Origin of the sequence: Amycolatopsis sp. TNS106 (assembly GCF_019330265.1) — a bacterium.
In the GTDB taxonomy this organism is placed as follows: Bacteria; Actinomycetota; Actinomycetes; order Mycobacteriales; family Pseudonocardiaceae; genus Amycolatopsis; species Amycolatopsis lurida.
The window spans coordinates 6,618,438-6,643,333 of the sequence record NZ_CP024972.1 but is presented as its reverse complement, the minus strand read 5'-3'; the positions used below and the strand labels follow the sequence as shown (position 1 = coordinate 6,643,333).

Below are 24,896 nucleotides of genomic sequence, written 5' to 3'. Positions count from 1 at the left end.
ACGTATTCAGCGGACTGGTCAGAGCTTCTTGCCCGCGGAGCCCAGCGACTGGGCGGCCTCGACGACGCGCGTGGCCATGCCGGCCTCGGCGGCCTTCAGGTAGCTACGCGGGTCGTAGACCTTCTTGTTGCCGACCTCGCCGTCGATCTTCAGGACACCGTCGTAGTTCTTGAAGAAGTGGTCCGCGATGGGCCGGGTGAAGGCGTACTGCGTGTCGGTGTCGACGTTCATCTTCACGACGCCGTAGGACACCGCCTCGCGGATCTCCTCCGGCAGCGAGCCGGAACCGCCGTGGAAGACGAGCTCGAACGGCTTCGAACCGGCCGCGAGGCCGAGCTTCTTCGCCGCCGCCTCCTGGCCGCCCTTGAGCACGTCCGGGCGCAGCTTCACGTTGCCGGGCTTGTAGACGCCGTGCACGTTGCCGAAGGTCGCGGCCAGCAGGTAGCGGCCGTTCTCGCCGGAGCCGAGCGCGTCGATCGTCTTCAGGAAGTCGCCCTCGGCGGTGTACAGCTTCTCGTTGATCTCGGCTTCGACGCCGTCTTCCTCGCCGCCGACGACGCCGATCTCGACCTCGAGGATGATGTTCGCGGCCGCGGCCTTGGCGAGCAGCTCCTGCGCGATCTCGAGGTTCTCGTCGAGGTCGATCGCGGAGCCGTCCCACATGTGGCTCTGGAACAACGGGTGCTGACCGTTCTTGACCCGCTCGGCGGAGATCTCGATCAGCGGGCGGACGAAGCCGTCGAGCTTGTCCTTCGGGCAGTGGTCGGTGTGCAGCGCGACGTTCACGTCGTACTTGGCGGCGACGACCTGGGCGAACTCGGCGAGCGCGACCGAACCGGTCACCATGTCCTTGACCTTCTGGCCGGACGCGAACTCGGCGCCGCCGGTGGAGAACTGGATGATCCCGTCGCTCTCCGCCTCGGCGAACCCGCGGATGGCGGCGTTCAGGGTCTCCGACGAGGTCACGTTGATGGCCGGGTAGGCGAATTCGTTCGCCTTCGCCCGGTCGAGCATCTCCGCGTAGACCTCGGGGGTGGCGATGGGCATCGTTTACTCCTCCTCGAAGCAGGCTGGTGCACCTCTCGGCCGCATCGTACGAGGTCGGCCGGGAGGTGCCTACAGCCGTCGCGTCAGAGGAGGACCGCGGCGAGCGCCCGGTAGACCGGCAGGGGGTCCTGGTTCAGTACCTGGATGTTGACGTGGTCCGCCCCGGCCTCGATATGCGCGGTGACGCCGCGGGCGACCGTTTCGGCGTCGCCGTGCACGGCCAGTGCGTCGACCAGCTTGTCGCTGCCCTCACCCGCCAGGTCCTCGTCGGTGAAACCGAGTTTCCGCAGGGAGTTCGTGTAGTTGACGAGGCCGAGATAGAACTTGACGGTCTTCCGGCCGATCTCGCGGGCCTTCTCCGGATCGGTCTCGAGGACGACCTTCTGCTCGGGCGCGAGCAGCGGGCCCTCGCCGAGGATCTCGCGCGCCTGACGCGTGTGCTCGGGCGTCATCAGGTACGGGTGGGCTCCCGCCGTGCGGTCTCCTGCGAGTTTGATCACCTTCGGGCCTAGCGCGGCGAGCGCGCGGCCTTCGACGGGCACTCCGGCGGCGTCGAGGGCGTCGAGGTATTCGACCAGCGCGGCGTACGGCTTCTTGAACTCCGCGGTGTGCTCGCGGTGCCCGGCGCCGACGCCGAGGAGGAAGCGACCCGGGTGTTTCGCCTCGATGCGCTTGTACGACTCGGCGACCGTGGCCGCGTCGTCCTTCCAGATGTTGACGATGCCGGTGGCCACCTTGATCGTCTTCGTCGCGTCGAGCAGTTCCTCGGCCTTCGCGAGGTCGCCCGCCGGTGATCCACCGATCCAGATGGCGCCGTAGCCGAGTTCCTCCACCTCGCGTGCGAGCTCCGGGGTGAGCACGCCTTCGAGCTGCCAGATGCCGATCCTGCCGAGTTCGATTCCCATGATCCGAGCCAACGCCCTTTCCCGCCGATGTCTTCCCTTAAGTTCGGAGTATGGCGAAACTCGGCAACACCGACCTCGACGTCCGTGGGATCAACCTCGGCGGGAACGTCTTCGGCTGGACCGCGGACGAGCAGCAGTCCTTCGCCGTCCTCGACGCCTACACGGCGGCCGGCGGCAACTTCATCGACACGGCAGACCTTTATTCGGCGGGCGGTTCCGAGACGATCATCGGCGAGTGGCTGACGAAGCGCGGCCGACGCGACGACGTCGTCATCGCGACCAAGACCGGTATGTGGGAAGAGCGGAAGGGCCTGTCGGCGGCGAACATCGCGGCGGCGGCCGAAGACTCGCTCCGGCGACTCCGGACCGACCACATCGACCTCTACTACGCGCACATCGACGATCCGGACACCCCGATCGAGGAGACGCTGCGGGCCTTCGACGCGCTCGTGCGCGCCGGCAAGGTCCGCTACGTCGCGGCGTCGAACTACTCGGCCGAACGGCTGAGCGAAGCACTGTCCATTTCGGACCGCGAGGGGCTGGCGAAGTTCGTCGCGCTGCAACCGCACTACAACCTCGTCGAGCGGGACTACGAGCGGGACCTGGCGCCGACGGTCGACCGCGAAGGACTGACCGTCTTGCCGTATTTCTCGCTGGCCAAGGGTTTCCTCGCCGGGAAGTACCGCTCCAAGGACGACCTCGGCGACAGCCCGCGCGCCGCCCGCGCTTCGTCCTATTTGGACGAACGCGGCGAGCGTGTGCTCTCGGCGCTCGACGAGGTCGCGGCATCCCGCGACGTCTCGGTCGCCGCCGTTTCCCTCGCCTGGCTGTTCGCTCAGCCGACCGTCACCGCGCCCATCGCGAGCGCCCGCTCGGTCGAGCAGCTGAACGACCTCCTGCCCGCCGCCGACCTCTCGCTCACCTCCGACGAGATCGACGCCCTCACCGCCGCCTCGCGCTGAAAACCCCCGCAATTCGTCACCTACTCGCGATGGTTCGCATCGCCAACTATCGCGAGCAGGTGACGAATTGCGGACTTACTTGCGGGTAGCTTACTCCGGGTAGGTTGGGGTACCGTCCGAAAGCCTTAGGGCTCGGACGAGGAGGCAACGTGGCCAAGAACAGCGTGAACGGCAAGGTCGTCCTGATCACCGGCGCCGCCAGGGGCATCGGCGCGGGGCTCGCCGAGCGCCTGGCCGCGCAGGGCGCGAAGGTCGCACTGGTCGGCATCGAAGCCAAGGAACAGCAGGCCGTCGCCGACAAGATCGGCCCCAGCGCCCACGCCTGGGAAGCCGACGTCACCAGCTGGGACGACCTCGAGCGCGCCACCGCGGGCGTCGTCGAGCATTTCGGCGGCATCGACATCGTCATCGCGAACGCCGGTATCGCGACCTCCGGTTTCGTCCGGTCGGTGGATCCGGCCGCCTTCGAGAAGGTCATCGAGGTCGATCTCCTCGGCGTCTGGCGCACCTTCCGCGTCACCCTTCCGCATGTCATCGACCGCAAGGGCTACCTGCTCGCGATCTCCTCGCTGGCCGCGATCACCCACGCGCCGGGCATGGCCAACTACGCCGCCGCGAAGGCGGGCGTCGAAGCGTTCTGCAACAGCTTCCGCGCCGAAGTCGCCCACCTCGGCGTGAAGGTCGGCGTCGCACACCCGACCTGGATCCGCACCGACCTCGTCGAGAGCGCCGACCAGCACCCGGTCTTCGGCAAGCTCCGCGCCGGCATGCCCGGCCTGCTCGGCAAGACCTACCCGCTGTCCGTCGCGCTCGACCACCTCCAGGCCGGGGTCAACAAACGCGCCCGCACCGTGCACGTGCCGCGCTGGGTCGGCGGTCTCAAGCTGATCCGCGCGTTCCTGCCGCCGATCATCGAGATCGGCGCGAAGGGCCGGATCAAGAAGGCCGACGCCGCGGCACTCATGGACATCAAGGAGCGCGGCGCGTACGAATCTTCAGTGACCGGCCAGGCAGGCCGGGCCGCCACACGGAAGGGCTGACCCTATGTCCCGTCGCGACCAGATCCGCATGTCACCCGACGAACTCGCCGCCTTCCTCGACGAGCAGAAGGTCATCAACGTCGCGACGATCGGCCCGAACGGCCGCCCGCATCTGGCGCCGCTCTGGTACTACCCGCACGAGTCCGGCGTCGCGACCTGGACCTATGGCTCGTCCCAGAAGGCGAAGAACCTGGAGCGCGACCCGCGCGCCACGGTGCTCATCGAGGACGGTGACAGCTACGACAAGCTCCGCGGGATCTCCCTCGAAGCCGACGTCGAGGTCATCACCGATACCGCCGTGGTCACCCAGATGGGTATCAACCTCATGCAGCGGTACGCGGGCGCGAAGCCAGGGGACCCGGTGCCCGACGAGCTCTCGGGGTTCATCGGCAAGCAGGCCCCGAAGCGGATCGGGCTGATCTTCCGGCCGACCAAGATCGTGAGCTGGGACCACACGAAGCTCGGCGGCACATACTGACGGGTAGGTAGTACTAGCAAGTAACTGTTACTTGAGGTAACGTCATCTGGGCCCGAACGCCTCGAAGTGGAGGATTGCCAGATGACCGAGCGATTCAAGGTCGTGATCGTGGGCACCGGGTTCTCCGGGCTCGGCCAGGCCATCCAGCTCGAAAAAGCCGGGATCTCCGACTACGTGATCCTGGAGAAGGCGGACGAAGTCGGCGGTACGTGGCGCGACAACTCGTACCCCGGCTGCGCCTGCGACGTGCAGTCCCACATGTACTCGTTCTCGTACGAGCAGAACCCGGACTGGTCGCGGTCGTTCTCGCCCGCCCCCGAGATCTTCCAGTACCTCAAGGACGTCACCGACAAGTACCGGCTGCGGCGCAAGATCCGCTTCGGCGTCGAGCTCACCGGCGCGACGTGGGACGACACCGAGCGCCGCTGGCACGTGCACACGAAGTCGGGCGAGTTCGAGGCGCAGTTCCTGGTCTCGGGCGTCGGCGGCCTGCACATCCCGCAGGTGCCCGAGCTGCCCGGCATCGAGAAGTTCAAGGGCCAGACCTGGCATTCCGCGCAGTGGAACCACGAATACGACCTTCGCGGCAAGAAGGTCGCCGTGGTCGGCACCGGTGCCAGCGCGATCCAGTTCGTCCCGAAGATCGCCCCCGAGGTCGACGAGCTGACACTGTTCCAGCGCACGCCGCCGTGGATCATGCCGAAACCCGACCACGCCATGCCGGGCTGGGCCAAGACCGCGTTCCGCCGGATCCCCGGCGTGCAACGGCTTTACCGCAACGCGCTGTACTGGTTCCTCGAAGTGCGCGCCGTCGGCTTCAACGGTCATCCCGCGATCATGAAGGCGGGCGAGGTGATCGCGAAGCGCCACATCGGCAAGGCCATCAAGGATCCGAAGCTGCGCAAGAAGGTCACCCCCGACTACACCATGGGCTGCAAGCGGGTGCTGATCTCCAACGACTACTACCCGGCGATCGACCGGTCCAATGTGGACGTCAACACCGAAGGCGTGCGTGAGGTCACGGCGCACGGCGTCGTCGACGGGAACGGCGTCGAGCACGAGGTCGACGCGATCATCTACGGCACCGGCTTCAAGGTCACGGATGCCTTGGAATACCTGGACATCACCGGGATCGACGGCCGCGACCTCGCCAAGGAATGGGCGACCGAGGGGATGCGGACGCACAAGGGCATCGCCGTCTCCGGCTTCCCCAACCTGTTCTTCCTCCTCGGCCCGAACACCGCGCTGGGCCACAACTCGGTGGTCTTCATGATCGAATCGCAGGCGCGGTACGTCGTCGACGCGATCAGGCTCGCCGATTCGCGTGGCGCCGCCGCGCTGGACGTCCGCGCCGGTGTGCAGGAGAAGTTCCAGCGCGAGATCCAGGACAAACTCGTCAAGGGCGTGTGGACCCAGGGCGGCTGCAAGAGCTGGTATCTCGACGCGAAGGGCGTCAACCGGACGATCTGGCCCGGGTTCACCTGGCGCTACTGGCTCGACACCCGCAAGGTCGACGCGAGCGACTACGAACTCAGCGGGAGGTCGTCGTGACGGACCACGAGCAGATCGTCCTGCACGCGCGCGACGTCGAGTTCGACTGGGCGTCGTTGCCGATGCACTGGATCCCGGGCGAACCGCAGGCGACGCACACGATCAACGTGCTGCATCTGGCGCTGCCGGAGGGCGAACGCTGGTTCGTCGAGGTGTTCAAGCAGGCCGTGCCGCTGATCCGCGACGAACGCCTCAAGGAGGACGTCCTCGGCTTCATCGGCCAGGAGGCCATGCACGCCGAGGCGCACGACGGCGCCGCCGAACACCTCGAAGCGGCGGGCGTCCACGTGCGGCCGTACATCGCGCAGATGGAGTGGATGTTCCGCCGCCTGCTCGGCGACCGGGAGCTTTCCGCCAAGCGGCGCGAGGAATGGCTGATCGAACGGCTCGCCGTCATCGCCGCGATCGAGCACTACACCGCTTTCCTCGGCCAGTGGATCCTCGACGCCGAAGCGCTCGACAAGGCGGGCGCCGACCCGACGATGCTGGATCTTCTGCGCTGGCACGGTGCCGAAGAGGTCGAGCACCGCTCCGTCGCCTTCGATCTGTTCATGCACCTCGACGGCCGCTACGCCCGCCGCGTGCGCAGCATGCTCGTGGTGACGCCGGTGCTCGCGTGGGTCTTCCTGCGGGGCACCAGGTTCCTCATGAAGAACGATCCGACCCGGCCGGGAAAGACGAGTTTCCGGACCTATCTGCGCGTCGCGAAGCTCGGGCTTCTGCCGTCGGGCAAGCAGTTGCGGCGCGAGATCCGGCCGTACTTCCGGAAGTCCTATCACCCGACGGAAACCGGCAACACCGATCAGGCCGTCGCGTATCTCGCGAGTTCGCCTGCCGCCTTGGCCGCCGACGAACCCCGATGACGGCACCGTCGCCGCCGACCAGACCGCTGCGGCTCGACGGCAGCGGGCGGACCGACCGCGCGATGGCGTCGCTGACCGGTGTCGTCGCGCTGTACCGCAGGCTCAGCGGGGTGAGCGGCCGCCGTCGTCCGCCGGTGGCCACCGTCGACCGTGATCTCCCGCTGGTCGTCGACGAGGTCCGTACCGAAGCCGACGGCGTCGCCGCCCTGCGGCTGGTGCACGAAAACGGCGAACCCCTGCCGCGATGGCGGCCAGGCGCGCACATCGACCTTTCGCCACGGCCCGGGCTGACCCGTCAGTACTCCCTGTGCGGCGATCCGGACGACCACTCCGCCTACCGCGTCGGTGTCCGCTTGATCGGCGAGGGATCGGCGGCCGTGCACGCGTTGAAGAAGGGCGCCCGGGTCACGGGGCGCGGCCCGCGCAACGCGTTCCCGTTCGTCGCGAGCCCGGCGTACCTGTTCATCGCGGGCGGAATCGGGATCACGCCGATCCTGCCGATGGTGCGACAGGCCGCCGCGGCGGGCGCGGACTGGCGGCTGGTCTACACCGGGCGCGACGAGGCCTCGATGCCCTTCCTGGCGGAATTGTCCGAATTCGGGGAGCGTGTCTGGATTCGTCCGGACACGGACTACGGGATTCCCGCTTCGGGCGCCGAACTTCTCGAAGGGGCACAGGAAGGCGCGCCGGTCTACTGCTGCGGCCCGGTTCCGATGATCGTCGGCGTCCGCACGGACGCGGCACTGCGTGCATCGGGACCGGTGTTCTTCGAACGGTTCTCGACGCCGCCGATCGTCGGCGGCCGGCCGTTCCGCGTCGAACTGGCCCGCAGCGGCAGGGTTTTGGACGTGCCCGCCGACCGGACGACGCTCGACGTCCTGCGGGAAACCGTGCCCGGTATCGCGTATTCGTGCCGCCAGGGGTTCTGCGGGACGTGCGAACTGCCGACGGTGACCGGCGACCGCGTCCGGGTCTGCGTCGAACGCGAGCCGGTCACCCTTGATCTCTGAACCTTCAGGCTTCCTTCGGGATCCAGGAACCGATCACCGGCTTGAACTCGCGCACGGTCCGCTCCGCGACGACACCTTCGAGGTGGTACGGATCCTGGTCGATGATCTCCAGGAGCGCCGCCTCGTCCGCCGCCTGGTACATCGAGATGCCGCCGGAGCCGTCGCCCAGCGGGCCGCCGAGCGCGACGACGCCCTGGTCGGCGAGGCGGGAAAGGAATTCCCGGTGCCGGGGACGCACGTCCGCCAGCTTCTCCTGCACGTACGTGATCTCCACCAGGAACCAGGCCATCGACATCTCCAAGGTCGCTCCAACGGACGCCCCAGCTTCTCAGGATCCGATCAGGCAGGACTCCCGCCCCACCCGATACGCTGATCGAGCGCCACGCACAGGTTGTGCTTCAAAGGGGTAAATGAACAGGTAGGGGTACATGCTCGAGGGCAATGCGGAACGCAGTGTCGAGGCGACCCTCGGCCACCTGCGCACCATGGACGGACCGGTCACGCCACCGCCGCCTGCGGCACCGCTGACCCTTGAGGATCTCTATCGCCAGCACCGGATGCGGCTCGTCCGGCTGGCCATCCTGCTCGTGGACGAACCCGCGACCGCCGAGGACGTCGTCCAGGAGGCCTTCACCGGGCTGCACCGCAACTGGGGGCGCCTGCGCGACGCCGCCGCGGCCGTCGGATACCTGCGCACCGCCGTGGTCAACGGATCACGCAGCGTGCTGCGCCGCCGCAAGACCGCGCGCGAGTACGTCGCACCGCACGCCGTCAACGCGCGTTCGGCCGAAAGCCTCGCCATGCTGTCGAGTGAACATCAGGCCGTGGTGAGCGCTTTGTCCAAACTGCCCCCTCGCCAGCGCGAGGTTCTGGTCCTCCGTTACTACGGTGGGCTGAGTGAGGCCGAAATCTCCGAGGCCGCCGGGATTTCGAAAGGTACCGTTAAGTCAACCGCCAGCCGGGCGCTGGAGGCACTGCAGAAAGCGATGCAGTCGCCGAACTGACACCCGGCCTTAATCTCGAGCGCTGGGTTGTGCCGCCATGCTTGGTCCAGACCAATATATGCTGGGGGGCGTGAGAGGCGCCGGAGATTTCGTGATCGTGGGCGGCCGGGTCGTCGCCCCGGACCGTGTACTCGACGACGGCTGGCTGGCTATCGCCGCCGGCAAGATCGTCCAAGTCGGTTCCGGGGCACCCCCGGACATCGATCGCGTCGACGTCGACGGATGCCTGGTCGTGCCCGGCTTCGTCGACACCCACTGCCACGGCGGTGGGGGCGGATCGTTTTCCAGTTCGAACCCTGAGGAGCTGCTCCGCGCGGTCCGCGCGCATCGGCGGCACGGGACCACGACCATGCTCGGCAGTCTGGTCTCGGATCCCATCCCGGTGCTCAGGGACCAGATCGCGGCCCTGCGTGAGCTGGTCCAAGAGGGTGAACTTGCCGGAATTCACCTTGAAGGACCCTTCATCTCGAAGGCGCGGTGCGGAGCGCACGACCCGGCGACGCTGATCGAGCCGGACACGGCGACGGTCAACGCGCTGCTCGGCGCCGGCCGCGGCGACATCCGGATGGTCACCCTCGCCCCCGAACTCCACGGCGGGATCAAGGCGGTCCGGCAACTGGCCGAATCGGGCGTCATCGCCGCCATCGGGCACACCGACGGCGTCGAGGACCAGATCATCCCCGCCATCGACGCGGGCGCCTCCGTCGCGACGCACCTCTTCAACGCCATGCGGCCTCTCCACCACCGCGAACCCGGCCCGATCGGCGCCCTCCTCGACGACGAGCGCATCACCGTCGAGCTGATCTGCGACCTCGTCCACGTGCACCCGACCGTGCTGCGGCTGGCCGCGCACCACGCGGGCAAGGGCCGGACGGTGCTCATCACCGACGCCATGTCAGCCACCGACGCCGCCGACGGCAGCTACATCCTCGGCCGCCTCGAAGTCGACGTCCGTGACGGTGTCGCCACCCTGGCGGGCAACGGTTCGCTGGCGGGCAGCACGCTGACCATGGACGCGGCCTTCCGCAACATGGTCCGCGGCGCGGGCATCGACCTGCTCGACGCCGTCCGCGCGACCTCCGGCCGCCCCGCCGAACTGCTCGGCATCGCCGACCGGACCGGCTCGCTGCGCGCCGGGCTCGCGGCCGACGTCGTCGTGCTCGACCGCGACCTGCGGCCGGTCAGGGTGCTTCGTCAGGGCGAGTGGGTCAAGGACGACGCTGCGGCTACATTGAGCGCCACGGCCCCGCTGAGCGGGGCGGTCGAAGGCGGTGTGTCGGTCAGCGACGGGTAGCGGCGAAAGGAGTCCCGGATGAGCGAGCCCAAGGACCCGGAGAAGCTCCTGGCCGACGCCTTGCGCGCTCAAGCCGTCTTCGCGCCTTCGGCGGAGCGGGCTTCCGAGTCGACCGCGGACAAACCGGCCGAAACGGACACCGAGAGTAACTCCGCATCCCCTGGGGAACACGAGCTGCCGCTTCAGTATGGGCTGCTTTCGGGCGCCGGCGCCGACTCGCTCGAACGGGAGCGCGTCGCATTGGAGGACGCGGAAACGGCCAGGTTGGCGGAGCGTCCGGCTCCGCCTCCGGCACCTACGCCGAGCAGCCCGCCTCTGCCCGCGTACTGGGTGTTGCTGCTGGCTGTCCTGCTGGGGCTCGCCGCCGGCTCGGTGATCGGGCTGCTCACGCTGATCTGAGCCGCCCTCTCCCGCCGAGTCAGGGCACTCAGCGTCACCCTGTACCGTTTTGGTGTGATCCTGGCGCAGAACAACGTGACGACGATGGGCCTCCTGCCGGAGTGGCTGGACCCGCAGCACCTGCTCAGCGGACTGACCGTTCCGGTCATCACCGTGCTCTGCCTGATCATCTTCATCGAAAGCAGCATCTTCCCGGTGCTGCCCGGTGACTCGCTCCTGTTCACCGCGGGCCTGTTCATCGCGAACGGTTCGATCGAGGCGCCGTTGTGGCTGGTGTGCGTCCTGGTCACCATCGCCGCTCTGATCGGCAACGCGGTCGGATACGGCCTCGGCTGGAAGGTCGGGCCCTGGCTGTTCCGCAAACCGGATTCGAAGTTCTTCAACCAGAAGTACGTGGACCAGACCCACGCCTTCCTGGAGAAGCACGGACCGAAGGCGGTCGTGCTCGCGCGGTTCGTGCCGTTCGTCCGGACGTTCATCACCTGGATCGCCGGCATCGGCAAGATGGACCCGAAGAAGTACTTCGTCTACACCGTCATCGGCGGCATCCTGTGGGCCGCCGGGATCACCGCGCTTGGCCACCTGCTCGGCGGCGTCGCGTTCATCCGCGACAACGTGGACGCGATCTTCATCCTGATCGTGCTGGTGTCCGTGGTGCCGATCGTGATCGAGTACCTCAAGGCCCGCCGCGAGAAGAAGCACGCGAACACCGCGACCGGCCTGGTCGCCGACACCGCCGAGGACATCACGCAGCAGATCCCGCGCGTGCGGGACTGACCCTTCCGCCTCGCAATTCGGCACCTGGTTGCGATTCTTGCGTCGGCAAGGATCGCAACCAGGTGCCGAATTGCGTCAAAGGGAGAACATCGAGCCCGGGTTGAAGAGGTTCCCCGGGTCCAGTGCCTGCTTGATCTGCCGGTGCACGCGGATGCCGACCTCGCCGATCTCCTTGGCGAGCCACTCGCGTTTGATCCGGCCGATGCCGTGCTCGCCGGTGACCGTTCCACCCAGCGACAGGCTGACGTCGAGGATCGCGTCGAAGGCCGTCCGCGCGCGGGCGAACTCCTCCTCCGAGTCGGGCGCGTAGACGATCGTCGGATGCATGTTGCCGTCACCGGCGTGGCCGACGACGGCGATCCGCAGCCCGACCTCTTCACTGATCCGCTCGCAGCCGGCGATCAGTTCGGCGATACGCGTGCGCGGCACGCAGACGTCGTCGGTCAGCCAGACGCCGTACATCTCCAGCGCGGTGAGCACGACCCGCCGTGCCTGCAGCAGCATCTTGCCCTCTTCGAGATCCTCGGTGGCGTAGGCCAGATCCGCACCGCAGTCGACACAGATCTGTTCCAGCGCCGCGAGTTCCCGGCGGGCGACCTCGCCGCCGGAGTCGGATTGCGCGAGCAGCAGGGCTTTGCAGTCCGAGCTCGTGCCGAGGTCGGTCTTGAGGTAGGTCTCGGCCGCTTTGATGGAGGTCGCGTCCATGATCTCCATGAGCGACGGCACCAGTCCCTCACGCACGACTCGCGCGACGGCCTCGCCCGCGGCCTCCGTGCTGTTGAAAGCGGCGACGAGCGTGGCGGGCAGCTGCGGCAACGGTTTCAGCGCGACGGTCGCCTGGGTGATCACGCCGAGCGTGCCCTCACTGCCGACGAAGAGCCGCGCGAGGTCGTAGCCCGCAACGCCCTTCACGGTGCGGCGCCCGGTCTTCAGCACCGAGCCGTCGGCCAGCACGACTTCCAGCCCCAGCACGGAATCCGTGGTGACGCCGTACTTCACACAGCACAGCCCACCGGCATTGGTGGAGAGATTCCCGCCGATGGTGCACCAGTCGTAGCTGGACGGGTCCGGCGGGTAGAACAGGCCGTGCTTCTCCACCGCGTTGCGGAAATCGAGGTTCACCACGCCGGGCTGCACGACGGCGAGCCGGTTGCCTTCGTCGATCTCGACGATCTTGTCGAGCTTCGTCAGCACCAGCACGACACAGCCGTCGATCGCGTTCGCGGCGCCGGACAGACCACTGCCGGCGCCGCGGGGCACGATCGGCACCTCGAACTCCGCACAGGCCTTGACCACGGCCCGCACACCCTCCACATCGGACGGCAACACCACCGCGAGGGGTTTGCCGCTGTCGGCCAGCGGCATCATGTCGCGCGAGTAGGCGTCCGTGACGTCGGTGTCGGTGAGCACCGCGGCGTCGCCGAGACGCTCGCGGAGCCGGGTGACCAGGGCATGGTTGCTCATACCCCCATCGTAAGCTCGATTAGATCCGCACTGCGGAAGTTTTTTTCCGATCGAGCAGAACGAAGGCCTGAACACCTGTATAGACGAGCACGGCCACACCCGCCCATGCGGTGACGTGCACCCCCTGGGTGAAGGCTTCGCGAGCCGATTCCAGAAGGGCCTGTCCCGCGGCAGGGTCGAGCTGCTGCGCCGTCGCGACCGCGCCGCCCAGCGTGTCCCGGGCGGATTCGGCCGTCCCTTCCGGCAGACCGGACCGGTAGACCGCGGTCGCGACACTGCCGAGGATGGCCGTGCCGAGCGCACCGCCCAGCTCGAACCCGGTCTCGGAGATCGCCGAAGCGGCTCCGGCGCGTTCGGCCGGAGCGGCCGAGATGATCAGGTCGTTCGTCAACGTCTCCGACAGGGCGACACCACCGCCGAGCAGCGTGAACGACACCACGACGTACGCGAGCCCACCGCCGGACGACACCTGGGTCAGCGCCAGGAAGCCGACCGCCGCGACCAGGAGACCACCGGAGACCAGCAGCGAAACCCGGATCCGCTTTGCGAGCCAGGCCGCGAGGAGCGCGCCGGCGATACCGGCGACCGTCGCCGGGAGCATCCACAGCGCGGCGACGACGGGGGTCAGCCCGAGCACCAGCTGCAGGTACTGCGGCACCAGGAACAGCAGGCCGACCATGGCGAACACGCCGAGCATGTTCGTCACGACGGAGCCGCTGAAGGCCCGGTTCGAGAACAGCGTCAGGTCGAGCATCGGCTCGTCGAGACTGTTCTGCCTGCGGACGAACACGACACCGAGCGCGAGCCCGAGCACGACGCTGACCGCGGCCTTCCAGGTGAAGCCGTGTTCGGCGACCAGCTTGATGCCGTAGACCACCGGCAGCATCGCGGCCAGGGACAGCAGCGCCGACAGCGGGTCGAAGCGGCCCGGCTTCGGGTCACGCGCCTCCGGCAGCAGGAACGGGCCGACGATCAGCAGCACGACCATCACCGGGACGTTGATGAGGAAGACCGAACCCCACCAGAAGTGCTCCAGCAGCCAGCCGCCGAGCACCGGCCCGACCGCCATACCGCCGGAGAACCCGGCACTCCACACGGCGATCGCGATCCGGCGCTGTTTCGGGTCGACGAAGATGCTGCGGATCAGCGAGAGGGTCGACGGCATCAGCGTCGCGCCACCCACGCCGAGCAGCGCCCTGGCGATGATCAGCATGAACGCGCTGGTCGAGAAGGCCGCGAGCACCGACGCGGCACCGAACGCCGCGGCGCCCATGAGCAGCAGCTTGCGACGGCCGATGCGGTCACCGAGCGTGCCCATCAGGACCAGCAGACCGGCCAGCATGAACGAGTAGATGTCGACGATCCACAACTGCTCCGCACCGGTGGGTGCCAGATCCTCGGACAGGAATGGCAGCGCGAACCCGAGCACCGTCATGTCCACGCTGATCAGCAGCACCGGAAGTACCAGTACCGCCAGCGCCCACCACTGCTTGCGCCTCGCCATGGCGCACTCTCCTTTAGCTAAACCGTCTGGACGGTACAGTTACCGCCTCCGTCGAAGGTAAACCGTCCAGACGGTATAGTCAACCGATATGGCGAAGCCCACCGCGAAGGAACGCATCCTCGACTCCTACGAGGAGATCCTCATCGAGCAAGGCCCCGGCGGGGTCACCCTCGACGCCGTCGCCGCGCACGCCGGGGTCTCGAAGGGCGGCCTGCTCTACCACTTCGGCTCCAAGGAAGCCCTGGTAGAGGGCCTGATGGAACGTCTCGCCACCTTGTCGGACGAAGACCTCGAACAGGCACAGAAGGCACCGGAAGGCGTCGTTTCCTGGTACCTGCGCACCGCCATCACCGACGTGACCCAGCGCAAACCGCTGCACCGCACGACCATGGCGACGATCCGGATCATGCTCAACGAACCGCGGGTCGCCGAGGTCGTCCAGGTCTACAACCAGAAGATCCACGACCTGATCAGCGAGCACGTCGACGACCCGCTGACCGCCGAACTGATCATCCTGGTGGGTGACGGCCTCTACCTGCGGGCGGCGCTCGGCCGGGACGACGCGAGCCCCCTGCTCGACCGGATCGACGAGATCAAGGCCCGCCTCCAGCGCAATTAGTCACCTACTTGCGATGAACGCCCCCCTCGCGCGCGCAGTCCCACCGTAAGCAGGTGACTAATTGCGGGAGAGGCCGTAGACGCGCTCGATCGGGATGGTGAGCAGGACGCGCTGGTCGGCGACCATGGCGTCACGGAACTCGTCCCAGTCCGGATGTTCGCCCCGGGCCCGCCGGTAGTGGTCCACCAGCGCGTCGACGGTCGCGTCGTCGCGCGAAGCGGCGGTCGGCGTGAGCACTGCCGGGCCTTCGACGACGACGTAGCCGTCGCCGCTCTCGGTCGACACGTGGAACGTCGCCCGCGGGTCGCGCTGGAGGTTCTTGGTCTTGGCGCGCGGCGCGGTGATCGAGATCAGGATGGCGCCGGCGTCCGCGTCGTAGAGGTAGTTGACGGTCGACAGCTGCGGCCTGCCGTCCCGCTTGACGGTGGCGAGGGTGCCGAAGTTTCGGGCGGCGAGGATCGCGTAGAGCGCGGAGTCGGTCATGCCTCCATCAAAGCAAAAGTGCAGCTCAGGGCGAACCGGACAAACATGCACGAATAAATGTGCTTGCATGCGGCAACTAAAGTGTCATCCGACACACAACATCACTTTCTCCTTGCGATGCGAGCCCTGGGAGGAACATCCTTGCTCTAGGCAACTAGTTGCAGTGACCAAGCAACCGGCGAGAGAGACCACCATGACACCCACGACCCCCGGCACCAGGTCGAAGGCCGACCTCGATCTGGCCGACACCCTCGGGCACGAGCTCGTGCGGCTCGTGCGCCTGGTCAACCGGGCGAAGTCCCAGGTGTCCAAGCAGGGACCGGACGGTATCGAGCGGGCCGCGTACGCGATCCTCTTCTGCCTCATCCACGTCGGCCCCCAGCGGACCAGCAAACTCGCCGAGTTCCTGCACTCCGAGATCTCGACCATCAGCAGGCAGTCGAGCTCTCTCGTCCAGCACGGGCTGGTCGAGCGCCTGGCCGATCCCGAAGACGGCCGCGCCTGCCTGCTCGCACCGACCGCCGAAGGACTCCGGGTGTTCGAGGAGAACCGGAAGCAGCGGAACCAGTGGCTCGCCGAGGTACTCGGTGACTGGTCCGACGACGACCGGAAGACCCTCAACTCGCTGTTCCACCGGTTGAACGACGACATCGAGAAGACATCTCCACAGTTCGCCGACCCCGCGTCGGCGTCGAAGGCCAAGGGGGCCTGAAGCAATGAGTTCCGCAGTAGAAAGTCCGCCAGCCGTCCACGAAGACGGTCCCCGGCTCAGTCACCGTCAGATCGTCACGATCCTGATCGGCCTGATGTCGGGCATGTTCCTGGCGGCGCTCGACCAGACGATCGTGGGCACCTCGATCGTCCGGATCGCGAACGACCTCAACGGGTTCGACCTGCAGGCCTGGATCACCACGGCCTACCTGATCACCTCGACGATCGTCACGCCGATCTACGGCAAGCTGTCCGACATCTACGGGCGCAAGCCGTTCTACATCGCCGCGATCTCGATCTTCCTGATCGGCTCCGTCGCCTCGGCGTTCGCGACGTCGATGTACGAACTGGCCGCGTTCCGCGCGATCCAGGGCCTCGGCGCCGGCGGTCTGATGTCGCTGGCGATGACGATCATGGGCGATATCGTGCCGCCGCGGGAACGTGCCCGCTACCAGGGGTATTTCCTCGCCGTGTTCGGTATCTCCACCGTGCTCGGCCCGGTGCTCGGCGGATTCTTCGCCGACTTCGACACGCTCGGCACCGTCTTCGGCTACCAGATCGACGGCTGGCGCTGGGTCTTCCTGATCAACGTGCCGATCGCGATCGTCGCGCTGTTCGTCGTCGCCCGCGTGCTCAACGTGCCGCACCAGCGCCACGACCACAAGATCGACTGGTGGGGCGGGCTGGCGCTCATCGTCGCCGTCGTCCCGTTCCTGATCGTCGCCGAGCAGGGCAACAAGTGGGACTGGGGCTCGCAGAACGCGATCATCTGCTACGTCATCGGCGCCATCGGCGTGGTCGCCTTCATCTTCATCGAGAAGCTGATGAAGGACGCGGCGCTGATCCCGCTGCGGCTGTTCAAGAACTCGACCTTCACGGTCGCCATCATCGGCGGCATCATCGTCGGTGTCGCGATGTTCGGCGCGATCATGATGATCCCGCAGTACATGCAGGTGGTTCAGGAGTTCTCGCCGACCGAGTCGGGGCTGCTGATGATCCCGCTGATGGCGGGCATCATGAGCGCCTCGATCATCTCGGGCCAGATCACCAGCAAAACCGGACGCTACAAGGTGTTCCCGGTGATCGGCACGCTGCTGATCGCGGGCGGCGCGTTCTTCTTCGCGCAGGTCGAGTACAACAGCGCGCTGTGGCACCCGCTGGTCGCGGCCGCGATCATCGGGCTCGGCCTCGGTTCCTGCATGCAGACGCTGATCATTGCGGTGCAGAACGCCGGTCCGCGCAGCGACATGGGCGTCTCGACCGCTTCGGCGACGTTCTTCCGGCAGATCGGTGGCACCGCGGGTGTCGCGGTGTTCCTGACCATCCTGTTCAACGTCCTGCCGGGCAACATCACCAAGGCGTTCGGCGGCAACGCGCCGACCGGGGAAGGCGCCGCGGCGCTGGGCGACCTCACCACGAACACGAGCGGTATCGCGAACCTGCCCGAGGCCATCAAGACCCCGGTGCTGATCGGCTTCACCGAGTCGATCACCACGGTGTTCTACGTGGCGGGCGCGGTCGCGCTGCTGGCGACGCTGGTCCTGATGTTCATGAAGGAGATCCCGCTTCTCGGCGGCTCCGCTCCTTCGGCGGCTTCGGCCCTCGAAGGCGGCGAAGCACTCGTCGAAGAGGACGACGCACCTGTCGAAACGGCCTCCGAGAAGACGGTCGTGACCGCGCCCGTCGAGGTGGGCAAGCACGCCATGACCAACGGCAACGGGGCCTACCGGGCGGGATCCGCGCAGATCAGCGGGCACGTCCGCCGGGACGACGCCACGAACGTCGCGGGCGCGGCGCTGACCCTGATCGACCACAACGGCAATCAGGTGGCCAGGACGCACACGAACGAGAACGGCGTCTACTCGTTCGCCGGGATCGTGGGCGGGCGGTACACGCTCGTCGCCAGCGGCCGCTGGTTCCGGCCGGTCGCGGCGACACTGACCGCCACCGGCGCCGGGGTGCTGCGCCACGACTTCGAACTGGTCAGCACGATCCTGCTGAGCGGGGTCGCCCGCACCGACGGCGACCGGGTGGTGCCGGACGCGCGGATCACCGTGCTCGACTCCTCGGGCGGTGTCGCCGCCGTGGCGAGGACCGACGCGGAGGGCAACTACACGGTCAGCGACCTGCCGGCCGGGACCTACACGGTGATCGCCAGCGGTTACCCGCCGGCGACCAGCCGGGTGGAGCTGCTGGGCGGTGACCAGGCCGAACATGACGTCCGGCTGAGCTACGACCAGGCGCTCGACGAGCTTGTCGAGCACTAGTCACAAGCGCTATGAACGGGCCGTTCCTTGCGAAATTCGCAAGGAACGGCCCGTTCATAGCGTGGGTGGGGCGCATGACCGGACCTTTCGGACACCCCGATTCCACCGATCGGTGAAGTGCGGTTGGCGAAGTACACGTAGGCTCGCGTCGTGACTGAGGTGTACACCGAGGCCGCGGGCATCGGCGTGAGCTGGCTCGACACCGCCGGGCCGGTGCTCGTCTGGGTGATCGTGCTGAGCTTCATCTTCGTGGAGTGCGCGCTGATCATCGGACTCTTCCTGCCCGGCGACTCCCTGCTGTTCGCCGCCGGGGTCGTCCTCGCGCAGCACGGCTCCGACCTGAACGCGTGGCTGCTGTCGGCCGCGGCACTGCTGGTCGCGATCCTCGGCAACCAGGTGGGGTATTACATCGGCCGGTCGACGGGCACGAAACTGATCGCGCGCCGCGGCGGCAAGGTGCTGAACCGGCACAACCTGGACCGCGCCAGGGCCTTCCTGGATCGCAAGGGTTTCTTCGCCATCGTCGCCGCACGCTGGATCCCGTGGATCCGCACGCTGGCGCCGCTCATCGCGGGGACCGCGCGGATGGATCCGCGCCGGTTCGCGCTCGCGACCGCGCTCGGCGGGTTGCTCTGGGTGCCGACGCTGGTGCTGCTCGGCTACTACGGCGCCGGCCTGCTGGACCAGCTTCCGTGGGTGAAGACGGTCGCGCTCTGGGTGAGCGTCGCGTTCTTCGTGGTGGGCACGGCCTACGGCGTGATCCGCTATCGCCAGGAGATGCGGCGGCCCGCCGAAGAGACCGAAGAGAGCACGGCCTAAACCTCGGGATCCGCCCAGATCTCCAGCTGGATGCCGTCGGGGTCGCGGAACACGATGACCGACGAGCCTTCCAAGGTCCGAGAACCCTTCGACGGCGTGTAGAAAACGCCGTATTCCGACAGCCGCGCTTCCCATTCGGCCAGCTCCGAGCGCGAAGAGACCTTGAACGCCACGTGGTCCAGACCTGTGCGCCGTTCGTCGAACCGCGGCCGCTCGGTGTCCTGGTGCTCGACGAGTACGACCGCGAAACCCTCGCTGGGCGACCTGAGCACGACCTTCCGCAGACCCGTTTCGGGGTCCTCGCGACGCGTGAACTCTTCGAGTTCGAGCACTCGGGCGTACCAGGGCACGCTCCGGTCCACATCGGTCACGGTGAGTGCCAGGTGGTGCACAGACATGAGCTTGGACATCGGGGATGACCGTCCTGATCAAGAGCTTGGGGGCGCAACCAGGGTGACACAGGCGCCTCTGGCCACGAGGTGATCCGCCGACTTCCCACATGAATCGTGATATCCGCCGGGAAACAGTGTTAAAAAGTGGCTGAACCGCACGCGGAGCCGATATCGCCCCGTGACCGCTCCGTGGCCCCGGGTGTCAACGGCCTCCGCCGACGGTCAGCACCGTCCCGGTGGTGTACGACGCGGCCGGGGAAAGCAGCCACAGCACGGCTTCCGCGACTTCGCCGGGTTCGCCGGCCCGCCCCAGCGGAATGGTCGGCGCGATCCGCTCCATGCGATCGGGCATTCCCGCCGCCGCGTGCAGTCCGGTGTGGATCATGCCCGGCGCGACGGCGTTGACCCGGACGGATTCTTTCGCGACTTCTTGCGCCACGCCGTAGGTCATCGTTTCGACTGCGGCCTTGGTGCCCGCGTAGTGGACCCATTCGCCGGGCGAACCGGTTCGCGCGGCGGTGGAGGACAGCGTCACGATCGCGCCGCCGTCACCGCCGTACCGGGTGGACATCCGGCGGATGCCCTCGCGGACGCACAGGAAGACACCCGTGATGTTGACATCGACGACACGACGGACCACGTCGACGTCGTATTCGTCGAAGCGGCCCGGGGTGTTGCCGGTGATCGCCGCGTTCGCGACCAGCCCGGCGAGCGGGCCGAGCTCGACGGCGGCGTCGAACAGGGCCACCACGTCGTCTTCGGACGCGACATCGCCGCGCTGGGTGATCGCCCGGACCCCGTGCTTCCGGACGCGCGAGGCGACGTCTTCGGCCGCTTCGGCGTCACCCGCGTAGTTGACGACGACGTCGTAACCGCGCGCGGCGGCCAGTTCGCAGACCGCCGCGCCGATGCCCTTGCTACCGCCGGTGACGACGAGAACACCACTCATATGGCGAAGTTGACCAGCGGGAGGTTCTCCAGGACCAGGTCGGCCCGGCCGCTGGTGGACGCGATCAGATCGGCGTTGCGCTGGTCGGAACCGAGCGCGCGACGGCGCGCGTCGACCAGCGAACGACCGTAGCGGCGGTGCCGTGAGACGAGCCGCTCGATGCGCTCGGGCTCGTCCGGCGCGAGGAACCACGACTCGGCGAGGATCGGCTTCACGCCGCTCCACGGGTCGTCCTGCATGAGCAGGTAGTTCCCCTCGGTGATGACCAGCGGGACGTCCGGCGTGACCGCGACGGCGCCGGCGATCGGCTCCTCGATCTCCCGGCGGAATTCGGGCGCGTAGACGGTCTCGCGGCCTTCGGCCAGCCTGCGCAGCAGGTGCACGTACCCGGCCGCGTCGAAGGTGTCCGGCGCGCCCTTGCGCTCCACCCGTCCGAGCCGCTGGAGTTCCACCTGCGCCAGGTGGAAGCCGTCCATCCCGACCACCGCGGCCCTCGTGCCCAGCGCCTTCGCCAGGCCCCAGGCCAGTGTCGTCTTGCCGGACGCGGGGGCGCCGACGATCCCGAGCACGCTGCGCTGTCCCGGCTTCGCCAGCGCCTGTGCCCTGTTCAACAGGTCCTCGAACACCGGAGGCATGGCAGTCATCCTTCTCCCATCTTCGCGACCGCGGCCGTCCACGACCTCGGTCCTTCATGCCGCACCCGTTCGGCGGCCACCTCGTTGGCGAACGCGATCCAGCCGGGGACGTCCCCTTCGCCCCTGGCGACCGCGTACGCGAAAGCGCCGTGCCAGACGTCGCCCGCGCCCAGCGTGTCACGCGCCCGGGTGACAGGGACGGGGACGGCACCGGATCCGTCCGCAGTCGACCAGCGCACGGGGTCGGGCCCGGCGGTCGTGATCACCACGCGGACGCCGTACTCGCGCGGGTCGTCCCCGCGGTACAGCGACGAGCACGCGGCGATGTCGACCAGCGGCAGGAGTTCGGGGAAGACCGGCTTCCAGCTCCCGGCGTCGAGCACCACCGGTATCGCGCGCTCCTTCGCCCAGCGCGCGACCTCCAGCGCCACCTCCGGATGGTGCCCGTCCACCAGCACACACCCGGGCAATTCGCCACCTGCTTGCGCTAGTCGCGCGCGCAAGGATCGCAAGTAGGTGACGAATTGCGGGGAGGCGTGGGCGTTGCGCGAGACGACGGTGCGCTCGCCATCGGAGTCACGGACGACGATGGCGCTGATCGCGGGCGGATCGGGCCGTCCGGGATCGAGGTCGGCCAGGTCGACGCCGTGCGCTTCGAGGTCCGCGCGGGCGAGTGCCGCCAGCGGGTGCGCACCGGCGACCGTCAGGAGCGTCGCCCCGGCGCCGAGCGCGGCCACGGTCACCGCCGCGTTCGTCGCCGGCCCCCCGGCGGCGACGTCCATCGACAGCGAACGCACCTTCTCGCCCGGCGCCGGGATCTCGGTGACGCGCTGAACCTGGTCGACGGTGCACAGGCCCGCCAGCAGCACCCGCACTAGCATCGAAGTACTTTTTCCCGCTGAGAGGCCATCAGCTCAGCCCCGTGTGGACGGCCGAAGCGACCTCTTCGACCTCGCCGTTCTCACCGATCTTCAACGCACCCGTGAGCAGGCCGACGACCTGGTTCATGGTGTGCGTCTTCGGCGAGACCACCGCGACCCGCTTGCCGAGGCGGTGCACGTGGATGCGGTCGGCGATGTCGAACACGTGCGGCATGTTGTGGCTGATCAGCACCACCGGGAGGCCGCGTTCGCGGATACGGTTGATCAGGTCGAGCACCTTGCCGGATTCGGCGACGCCGAGCGCGGCGGTGGGCTCGTCCATGATCACCGCCTTGGTGCCGAACGCGGCCGCCCGCGCGACCGCGACACCCTGACGCTGCCCGCCGGACAGCGTTTCCACCGGTTGCGTGATGGACTTGATGTTGATGCCGAGTTCGTCGAGGATCCGCTGCGCGTCGGCCCTCATGGTCGCGGTGTCCAGTTTCCTGAACAGCTGCCCGAAGAGGTCCTTACGCCGCTTTTCGCGGCCAAGGAACATGTTGGACGCGATGTCGAGCGCGGGCGCGACGGCGAGATCCTGGTACACCGTCTCGATCCCGTAGTGGCGAGCGTCCAAAGGGGACTTGAAGTGTACGGTCTCACCGTCCACTTTGATCTCACCGGAATCCGGGATCACCGCGCCCGAAAGGGCTTTGATGAGGCTCGACTTCCCGGCACCGTTGTCGCCGACGACGGCGAGCACCTCGCCGGGGAACAGTTCGAAGTCGGCACCGTCGATGGCGGTGACCCGGCCATAGCGTTTGACCAGGCCCTGCGCGGACAACGTGGGTGTCGTCATGACTGCCGCCTCCTCGCGAAACGGTCGACGCAGACAGCGCCGATGAGCAGGGCACCGGTGGCGACGTCCTGGTAGAGCGCGTCCACCCCGAGCTGGGTCAGCCCGGACCGCAGGACCGCGACGACCAGCGCGCCCATCATCGTGCCGAGTACGGAACCCCGGCCGCCGAACAGGCTGGCGCCGCCGAGCACCACCGCGGTGATCGAATCGAGGTTGCCGAGCTGGAAGGCGTTCGGATCGGCGTTCGGCACGCGGCCGAGCGCCTGCCAGGCGGCGATCCCGACGATCACCCCGGCGACGATGTACACCGAAAGGATCGTGCGGTTGACCTTGATGCCGGACAGCCGCGCGGATTCCGGCGCGTTGCCGACCGCGTAGACGTGCTTGCCCCACGGAGTTCGCGTGAGCGCGTACCAAAGTCCCAGGTACATCAGCAAGGCCAGCGTCATGCCGTAGGTGATCGGGATGCCGCCGAAGAGGTACCGGCGGGTGCCGAGCCATTTGAGCAGTTCGTCGGCGACCGGGACGGCCTGGCCGCTCGCGAACAGTTTCGCGGCCGCGGTGAGCACGGTCAGCAGGCCGAGCGTGACGATGAACGGCGGCAGTTTGATCCGGGTGACCAGCGAACCGGTGACCATCCCGATCACCACCGTCGCCACGATTCCCAGCAGCAGAGCCCAGATCCCGGAGACACCGCCGACCACGAGCTTCGCCATGATCAGCGTCGCGAGCACCATCGCGGCCGCATTCGCCAGGTCGATCCCCGCGGTCAGGATGATCAGCGTCTGCCCGAGGGCGAGCGTGCCGACCACCAGGGACTGTTGCACCACAAGGGAAAGGTTGTCGAGATCGAGGAAGGTGTCCGTCGAGAGGGAGAACACCACGATCGCGACGAGCAGGGCCAGCGCGGGCCCGACCGCGGGCGCGCGGAGGAAGAACTCACCGATCGACGGACGCTCGTTGTTCTTGAGGGTTGCGGTGGTCACTTCGTCCCCCAGCAGTTCTCGAGGCCCCACTTGGTGTCCTGGCTTTCCACGCCGGGGATCGGCTTGTCGGTGATCACCGCGGATCCGGTGTCGACGAACCCGCCCGGCTTCTTGCCGGTCTTGGCGTATTCGACGGCGGCGAGGACGCCCTGCTCGGCCATCTTCTTGGGGAACTGCATGACCGTGGCGGCGTACTGGCCGTCGCGCACGTTCTTGACGCCTTCACAGCCGCCGTCGATCGAGCCCATCACGATCTGGTTCACGAGACCCCGGGCCTGGAGCGCGGCGTAGGTGCCGCGACCCATCGGCTCGTTCATCGTGTAGACGGCGTTGATGTCGGTGGTGCGCTGCAACAGGTTCTCGACACCCTGCTGCGCGAGGCTCTGGTCGCCGTTCGCGGGCGTCTTGCCCTTGATCTCCGGCGACGCGTCGGTCAGCCCGATGCCCTTGAGGAACCCGGTATGCCGCTGGGTGTCCACTGTGGACCCGGCGGTGCCGTCCACCATGAACAGCTTCGGCGGCTTGCCTGCCAGTGCGGCCTTGACGTACGCGCCTTGCCGACGTCCGGCCTCGAAGTTGTCCGTGGCGAAGGTGGCGTCGACGGCGGTGTCCGGTTCGGTCGCCGTGTCGAGGGCGATGACCAGCACCCCGGCCTTGCGGGCGCGATCGATGGCATCGAGGACGCCGGTCGAGGAACTCGGCGTGATCAGGATGGTGTTCGCACCCTGCTGCATGAGGTTCTCGATGGCCCTGACCTGGCCGTCGTTGTCGCCGTCGAACTGGCCGGCGAGCGCGCTGAACTCCGCGCCGTTCGCCTCGGCGGCGGCCTTGGCGGCCGCTCTCAGTTCCACGAAGTAGGGGTTGGTGTCGGTCTTGGTGACCAGGCCGACCTTGGCCTTGCCGCCGCCGCCCGCGTTCGAACCGCCACCCCAGTGGCGTTCGACGGTGCACCCGGCCGAGGTCACCGCGAGTGCGGCGGCCATGGCGAGCGCGGCGAGACTGCGCTGTCTCATGGGGG

General features: G+C 67.8%; 27 protein-coding genes. 14 read left to right on the top strand and 13 right to left on the bottom strand.

All coding sequences use genetic code 11. The annotated features are described in order from the left end of the window. Positions 1–18 precede the first annotated feature (18 nt). Together fbaA and CVV72_RS30465 are read right to left on the bottom strand one after the other, a co-directional pair. On the bottom strand, positions 19–1,047 hold the full coding sequence (fbaA, locus tag CVV72_RS30470; RefSeq protein WP_219147184.1) for a class II fructose-bisphosphate aldolase: 1,029 nt from the start codon (positions 1,045–1,047) through the stop codon (positions 19–21). Between the two features lie 83 nt (positions 1,048–1,130). After that, positions 1,131–1,952 (bottom strand): LLM class F420-dependent oxidoreductase, encoded by an 822-nt coding sequence (locus CVV72_RS30465; RefSeq protein ID WP_219147182.1) that lies wholly within the window; start codon positions 1,950–1,952, stop codon positions 1,131–1,133. A 50-nt stretch (positions 1,953–2,002) separates the two neighbouring features. On the opposite strand from CVV72_RS30465, the gene CVV72_RS30460 reads away from it, so the two are divergent. The 6 genes from CVV72_RS30460 (at position 2,003) to CVV72_RS30435 (ending at position 7,856) form a co-directional block, all read left to right on the top strand. Beyond that, the gene (locus CVV72_RS30460) at positions 2,003–2,914 is read left to right on the top strand and encodes an aldo/keto reductase (RefSeq protein WP_219147181.1); all 912 of its coding nucleotides are present in this window, start codon (positions 2,003–2,005) and stop codon (positions 2,912–2,914) included. 149 nt (positions 2,915–3,063) lie between these two features. After that, positions 3,064–3,954, top strand: coding sequence for an SDR family oxidoreductase (locus CVV72_RS30455; RefSeq protein WP_037334573.1), 891 nt, complete (start codon positions 3,064–3,066; stop codon positions 3,952–3,954). A gap of 4 nt (positions 3,955–3,958) precedes the next feature. Further along, positions 3,959–4,432: a pyridoxamine 5'-phosphate oxidase family protein gene (locus CVV72_RS30450; RefSeq protein ID WP_219147178.1), complete on the top strand. Its 474-nt coding sequence runs from the start codon at positions 3,959–3,961 to the stop codon at positions 4,430–4,432. Between the two features lie 81 nt (positions 4,433–4,513). Beyond that, positions 4,514–5,983 carry an NAD(P)/FAD-dependent oxidoreductase gene (locus tag CVV72_RS30445; RefSeq protein WP_219147176.1) on the top strand — a complete coding sequence of 490 codons (1,470 nt, stop codon included), beginning with the start codon at positions 4,514–4,516 and terminating at the stop codon, positions 5,981–5,983. Further along, entirely contained in the window at positions 5,980–6,846 is an 867-nt protein-coding gene (locus CVV72_RS30440; protein WP_125686002.1) for a metal-dependent hydrolase, read from the top strand. The genes CVV72_RS30445 and CVV72_RS30440 overlap by 4 nt, the downstream gene beginning before the upstream one ends. Then, positions 6,843–7,856 carry a PDR/VanB family oxidoreductase gene (locus tag CVV72_RS30435; RefSeq protein ID WP_219147174.1) on the top strand — a complete coding sequence of 338 codons (1,014 nt, stop codon included), beginning with the start codon at positions 6,843–6,845 and terminating at the stop codon, positions 7,854–7,856. The genes CVV72_RS30440 and CVV72_RS30435 overlap by 4 nt, the downstream gene beginning before the upstream one ends. 4 nt (positions 7,857–7,860) lie before the next feature. Here the strand turns inward: CVV72_RS30435 and CVV72_RS30430 are convergent, their stop codons facing one another. After that, a complete protein-coding gene (locus CVV72_RS30430; protein ID WP_219147172.1) occupies positions 7,861–8,145 on the bottom strand; it encodes a YciI family protein in 285 nt (94 codons plus the stop codon). Positions 8,146–8,284: 139 nt separating this feature from the next. Here CVV72_RS30430 and CVV72_RS30425 point away from each other — a divergent pair, with 139 nt between their 5' ends. From CVV72_RS30425 to CVV72_RS30410, 4 genes are all read left to right on the top strand, one after another. After that, positions 8,285–8,860, top strand: coding sequence for a SigE family RNA polymerase sigma factor (locus tag CVV72_RS30425; RefSeq protein ID WP_007032484.1), 576 nt, complete (start codon positions 8,285–8,287; stop codon positions 8,858–8,860). Between the two features lie 91 nt (positions 8,861–8,951). Then, the gene (gene nagA / locus CVV72_RS30420) at positions 8,952–10,154 is read left to right on the top strand and encodes an N-acetylglucosamine-6-phosphate deacetylase (RefSeq protein WP_219154224.1); all 1,203 of its coding nucleotides are present in this window, start codon (positions 8,952–8,954) and stop codon (positions 10,152–10,154) included. Positions 10,155–10,172: 18 nt separating this feature from the next. Further along, positions 10,173–10,553, top strand: coding sequence for a hypothetical protein (locus CVV72_RS30415; protein ID WP_219147170.1), 381 nt, complete (start codon positions 10,173–10,175; stop codon positions 10,551–10,553). Between the two features lie 54 nt (positions 10,554–10,607). After that, positions 10,608–11,330, top strand: a complete 723-nt coding sequence (locus tag CVV72_RS30410) for a DedA family protein (RefSeq protein WP_219147168.1) — start codon at positions 10,608–10,610, stop codon at positions 11,328–11,330. Positions 11,331–11,405: 75 nt separating this feature from the next. Here the strand turns inward: CVV72_RS30410 and CVV72_RS30405 are convergent, their stop codons facing one another. Continuing rightward, the gene (locus CVV72_RS30405; RefSeq protein WP_219147166.1) at positions 11,406–12,794 is read right to left on the bottom strand and encodes an FAD-binding oxidoreductase; all 1,389 of its coding nucleotides are present in this window, start codon (positions 12,792–12,794) and stop codon (positions 11,406–11,408) included. Between the two features lie 19 nt (positions 12,795–12,813). Next, positions 12,814–14,298: an MFS transporter gene (locus CVV72_RS30400; RefSeq protein ID WP_219147163.1), complete on the bottom strand. Its 1,485-nt coding sequence runs from the start codon at positions 14,296–14,298 to the stop codon at positions 12,814–12,816. A gap of 88 nt (positions 14,299–14,386) precedes the next feature. On the opposite strand from CVV72_RS30400, the gene CVV72_RS30395 reads away from it, so the two are divergent. After that, a complete protein-coding gene (locus tag CVV72_RS30395; RefSeq protein WP_219147161.1) occupies positions 14,387–14,917 on the top strand; it encodes a TetR/AcrR family transcriptional regulator in 531 nt (176 codons plus the stop codon). A 57-nt stretch (positions 14,918–14,974) separates the two neighbouring features. Here CVV72_RS30395 and CVV72_RS30390 read toward each other — a convergent pair whose 3' ends face one another. Beyond that, complete coding sequence (locus tag CVV72_RS30390; protein ID WP_034312416.1) at positions 14,975–15,400, bottom strand: PPOX class F420-dependent oxidoreductase; 426 nt, start codon at positions 15,398–15,400, stop codon at positions 14,975–14,977. A 193-nt stretch (positions 15,401–15,593) separates the two neighbouring features. Between CVV72_RS30390 and CVV72_RS30385 the strand changes: the two genes are divergently transcribed. The 3 genes from CVV72_RS30385 to CVV72_RS30375 all read left to right on the top strand — a co-directional run bounded on the left by CVV72_RS30385 (position 15,594) and on the right by CVV72_RS30375 (position 19,197). Further along, positions 15,594–16,112: a MarR family winged helix-turn-helix transcriptional regulator gene (locus tag CVV72_RS30385; protein ID WP_219147159.1), complete on the top strand. Its 519-nt coding sequence runs from the start codon at positions 15,594–15,596 to the stop codon at positions 16,110–16,112. Between the two features lie 4 nt (positions 16,113–16,116). Beyond that, positions 16,117–18,378 carry an MFS transporter gene (locus CVV72_RS30380; protein WP_219147157.1) on the top strand — a complete coding sequence of 754 codons (2,262 nt, stop codon included), beginning with the start codon at positions 16,117–16,119 and terminating at the stop codon, positions 18,376–18,378. Between the two features lie 150 nt (positions 18,379–18,528). Further along, positions 18,529–19,197, top strand: coding sequence for a DedA family protein (locus tag CVV72_RS30375; protein ID WP_034312411.1), 669 nt, complete (start codon positions 18,529–18,531; stop codon positions 19,195–19,197). Here the strand turns inward: CVV72_RS30375 and CVV72_RS30370 are convergent. The 7 genes from CVV72_RS30370 to CVV72_RS30340 form a co-directional block, all read right to left on the bottom strand. Further along, positions 19,194–19,607, bottom strand: a complete 414-nt coding sequence (locus tag CVV72_RS30370; protein ID WP_125679557.1) for a VOC family protein — start codon at positions 19,605–19,607, stop codon at positions 19,194–19,196. The two genes, CVV72_RS30375 and CVV72_RS30370, sit on opposite strands and share 4 nt — an antisense overlap. 184 nt (positions 19,608–19,791) lie before the next feature. After that, the gene (locus tag CVV72_RS30365; RefSeq protein ID WP_219147155.1) at positions 19,792–20,538 is read right to left on the bottom strand and encodes an SDR family oxidoreductase; all 747 of its coding nucleotides are present in this window, start codon (positions 20,536–20,538) and stop codon (positions 19,792–19,794) included. Then, entirely contained in the window at positions 20,535–21,182 is a 648-nt protein-coding gene (locus CVV72_RS30360) for a nucleoside/nucleotide kinase family protein (RefSeq protein ID WP_034312404.1), read from the bottom strand. Before CVV72_RS30360 ends, CVV72_RS30365 begins: the two co-directional genes overlap by 4 nt. Further along, positions 21,179–22,054 carry a PfkB family carbohydrate kinase gene (locus CVV72_RS30355; RefSeq protein WP_255632308.1) on the bottom strand — a complete coding sequence of 292 codons (876 nt, stop codon included), beginning with the start codon at positions 22,052–22,054 and terminating at the stop codon, positions 21,179–21,181. Before CVV72_RS30355 ends, CVV72_RS30360 begins: the two co-directional genes overlap by 4 nt. A gap of 28 nt (positions 22,055–22,082) precedes the next feature. After that, positions 22,083–22,892, bottom strand: coding sequence for an ATP-binding cassette domain-containing protein (locus tag CVV72_RS30350; RefSeq protein WP_034312401.1), 810 nt, complete (start codon positions 22,890–22,892; stop codon positions 22,083–22,085). Beyond that, entirely contained in the window at positions 22,889–23,878 is a 990-nt protein-coding gene (locus CVV72_RS30345) for an ABC transporter permease (protein WP_219147153.1), read from the bottom strand. The genes CVV72_RS30350 and CVV72_RS30345 overlap by 4 nt, the downstream gene beginning before the upstream one ends. Next, entirely contained in the window at positions 23,875–24,891 is a 1,017-nt protein-coding gene (locus CVV72_RS30340; protein ID WP_219147151.1) for a substrate-binding domain-containing protein, read from the bottom strand. The genes CVV72_RS30345 and CVV72_RS30340 overlap by 4 nt, the downstream gene beginning before the upstream one ends. Between the last annotated feature and the right edge of the window lie 5 nt (positions 24,892–24,896).

Excerpts from the sequence above, each read along its gene's own strand:
- fbaA (WP_219147184.1), bottom strand. The coding sequence starts at position 1,047 with ATGCCCATCGCCACCCCCGAGGTCTACGCGGAGATGCTCGACCGGGCG.
- CVV72_RS30465 (WP_219147182.1), bottom strand. The coding sequence starts at position 1,952 with ATGGGAATCGAACTCGGCAGGATCGGCATCTGGCAGCTCGAAGGCGTG.
- CVV72_RS30460 (WP_219147181.1), top strand. The coding sequence starts at position 2,003 with ATGGCGAAACTCGGCAACACCGACCTCGACGTCCGTGGGATCAACCTC.
- CVV72_RS30450 (WP_219147178.1), top strand. The coding sequence starts at position 3,959 with ATGTCCCGTCGCGACCAGATCCGCATGTCACCCGACGAACTCGCCGCC.
- CVV72_RS30445 (WP_219147176.1), top strand. The coding sequence starts at position 4,514 with ATGACCGAGCGATTCAAGGTCGTGATCGTGGGCACCGGGTTCTCCGGG.
- CVV72_RS30435 (WP_219147174.1), top strand. The coding sequence starts at position 6,843 with ATGACGGCACCGTCGCCGCCGACCAGACCGCTGCGGCTCGACGGCAGC.
- CVV72_RS30430 (WP_219147172.1), bottom strand. The coding sequence starts at position 8,145 with ATGGCCTGGTTCCTGGTGGAGATCACGTACGTGCAGGAGAAGCTGGCG.
- CVV72_RS30425 (WP_007032484.1), top strand. The coding sequence starts at position 8,285 with ATGCTCGAGGGCAATGCGGAACGCAGTGTCGAGGCGACCCTCGGCCAC.
- CVV72_RS30415 (WP_219147170.1), top strand. The coding sequence starts at position 10,173 with ATGAGCGAGCCCAAGGACCCGGAGAAGCTCCTGGCCGACGCCTTGCGC.
- CVV72_RS30405 (WP_219147166.1), bottom strand. The coding sequence starts at position 12,794 with ATGAGCAACCATGCCCTGGTCACCCGGCTCCGCGAGCGTCTCGGCGAC.
- CVV72_RS30400 (WP_219147163.1), bottom strand. The coding sequence starts at position 14,298 with ATGGCGAGGCGCAAGCAGTGGTGGGCGCTGGCGGTACTGGTACTTCCG.
- CVV72_RS30395 (WP_219147161.1), top strand. The coding sequence starts at position 14,387 with ATGGCGAAGCCCACCGCGAAGGAACGCATCCTCGACTCCTACGAGGAG.
- CVV72_RS30390 (WP_034312416.1), bottom strand. The coding sequence starts at position 15,400 with ATGACCGACTCCGCGCTCTACGCGATCCTCGCCGCCCGAAACTTCGGC.
- CVV72_RS30385 (WP_219147159.1), top strand. The coding sequence starts at position 15,594 with ATGACACCCACGACCCCCGGCACCAGGTCGAAGGCCGACCTCGATCTG.
- CVV72_RS30380 (WP_219147157.1), top strand. The coding sequence starts at position 16,117 with ATGAGTTCCGCAGTAGAAAGTCCGCCAGCCGTCCACGAAGACGGTCCC.
- CVV72_RS30370 (WP_125679557.1), bottom strand. The coding sequence starts at position 19,607 with ATGTCCAAGCTCATGTCTGTGCACCACCTGGCACTCACCGTGACCGAT.
- CVV72_RS30365 (WP_219147155.1), bottom strand. The coding sequence starts at position 20,538 with ATGAGTGGTGTTCTCGTCGTCACCGGCGGTAGCAAGGGCATCGGCGCG.
- CVV72_RS30360 (WP_034312404.1), bottom strand. The coding sequence starts at position 21,182 with ATGACTGCCATGCCTCCGGTGTTCGAGGACCTGTTGAACAGGGCACAG.
- CVV72_RS30355 (WP_255632308.1), bottom strand. The coding sequence starts at position 22,054 with ATGCTAGTGCGGGTGCTGCTGGCGGGCCTGTGCACCGTCGACCAGGTT.
- CVV72_RS30350 (WP_034312401.1), bottom strand. The coding sequence starts at position 22,892 with ATGACGACACCCACGTTGTCCGCGCAGGGCCTGGTCAAACGCTATGGC.
- CVV72_RS30340 (WP_219147151.1), bottom strand. The coding sequence starts at position 24,891 with ATGAGACAGCGCAGTCTCGCCGCGCTCGCCATGGCCGCCGCACTCGCG.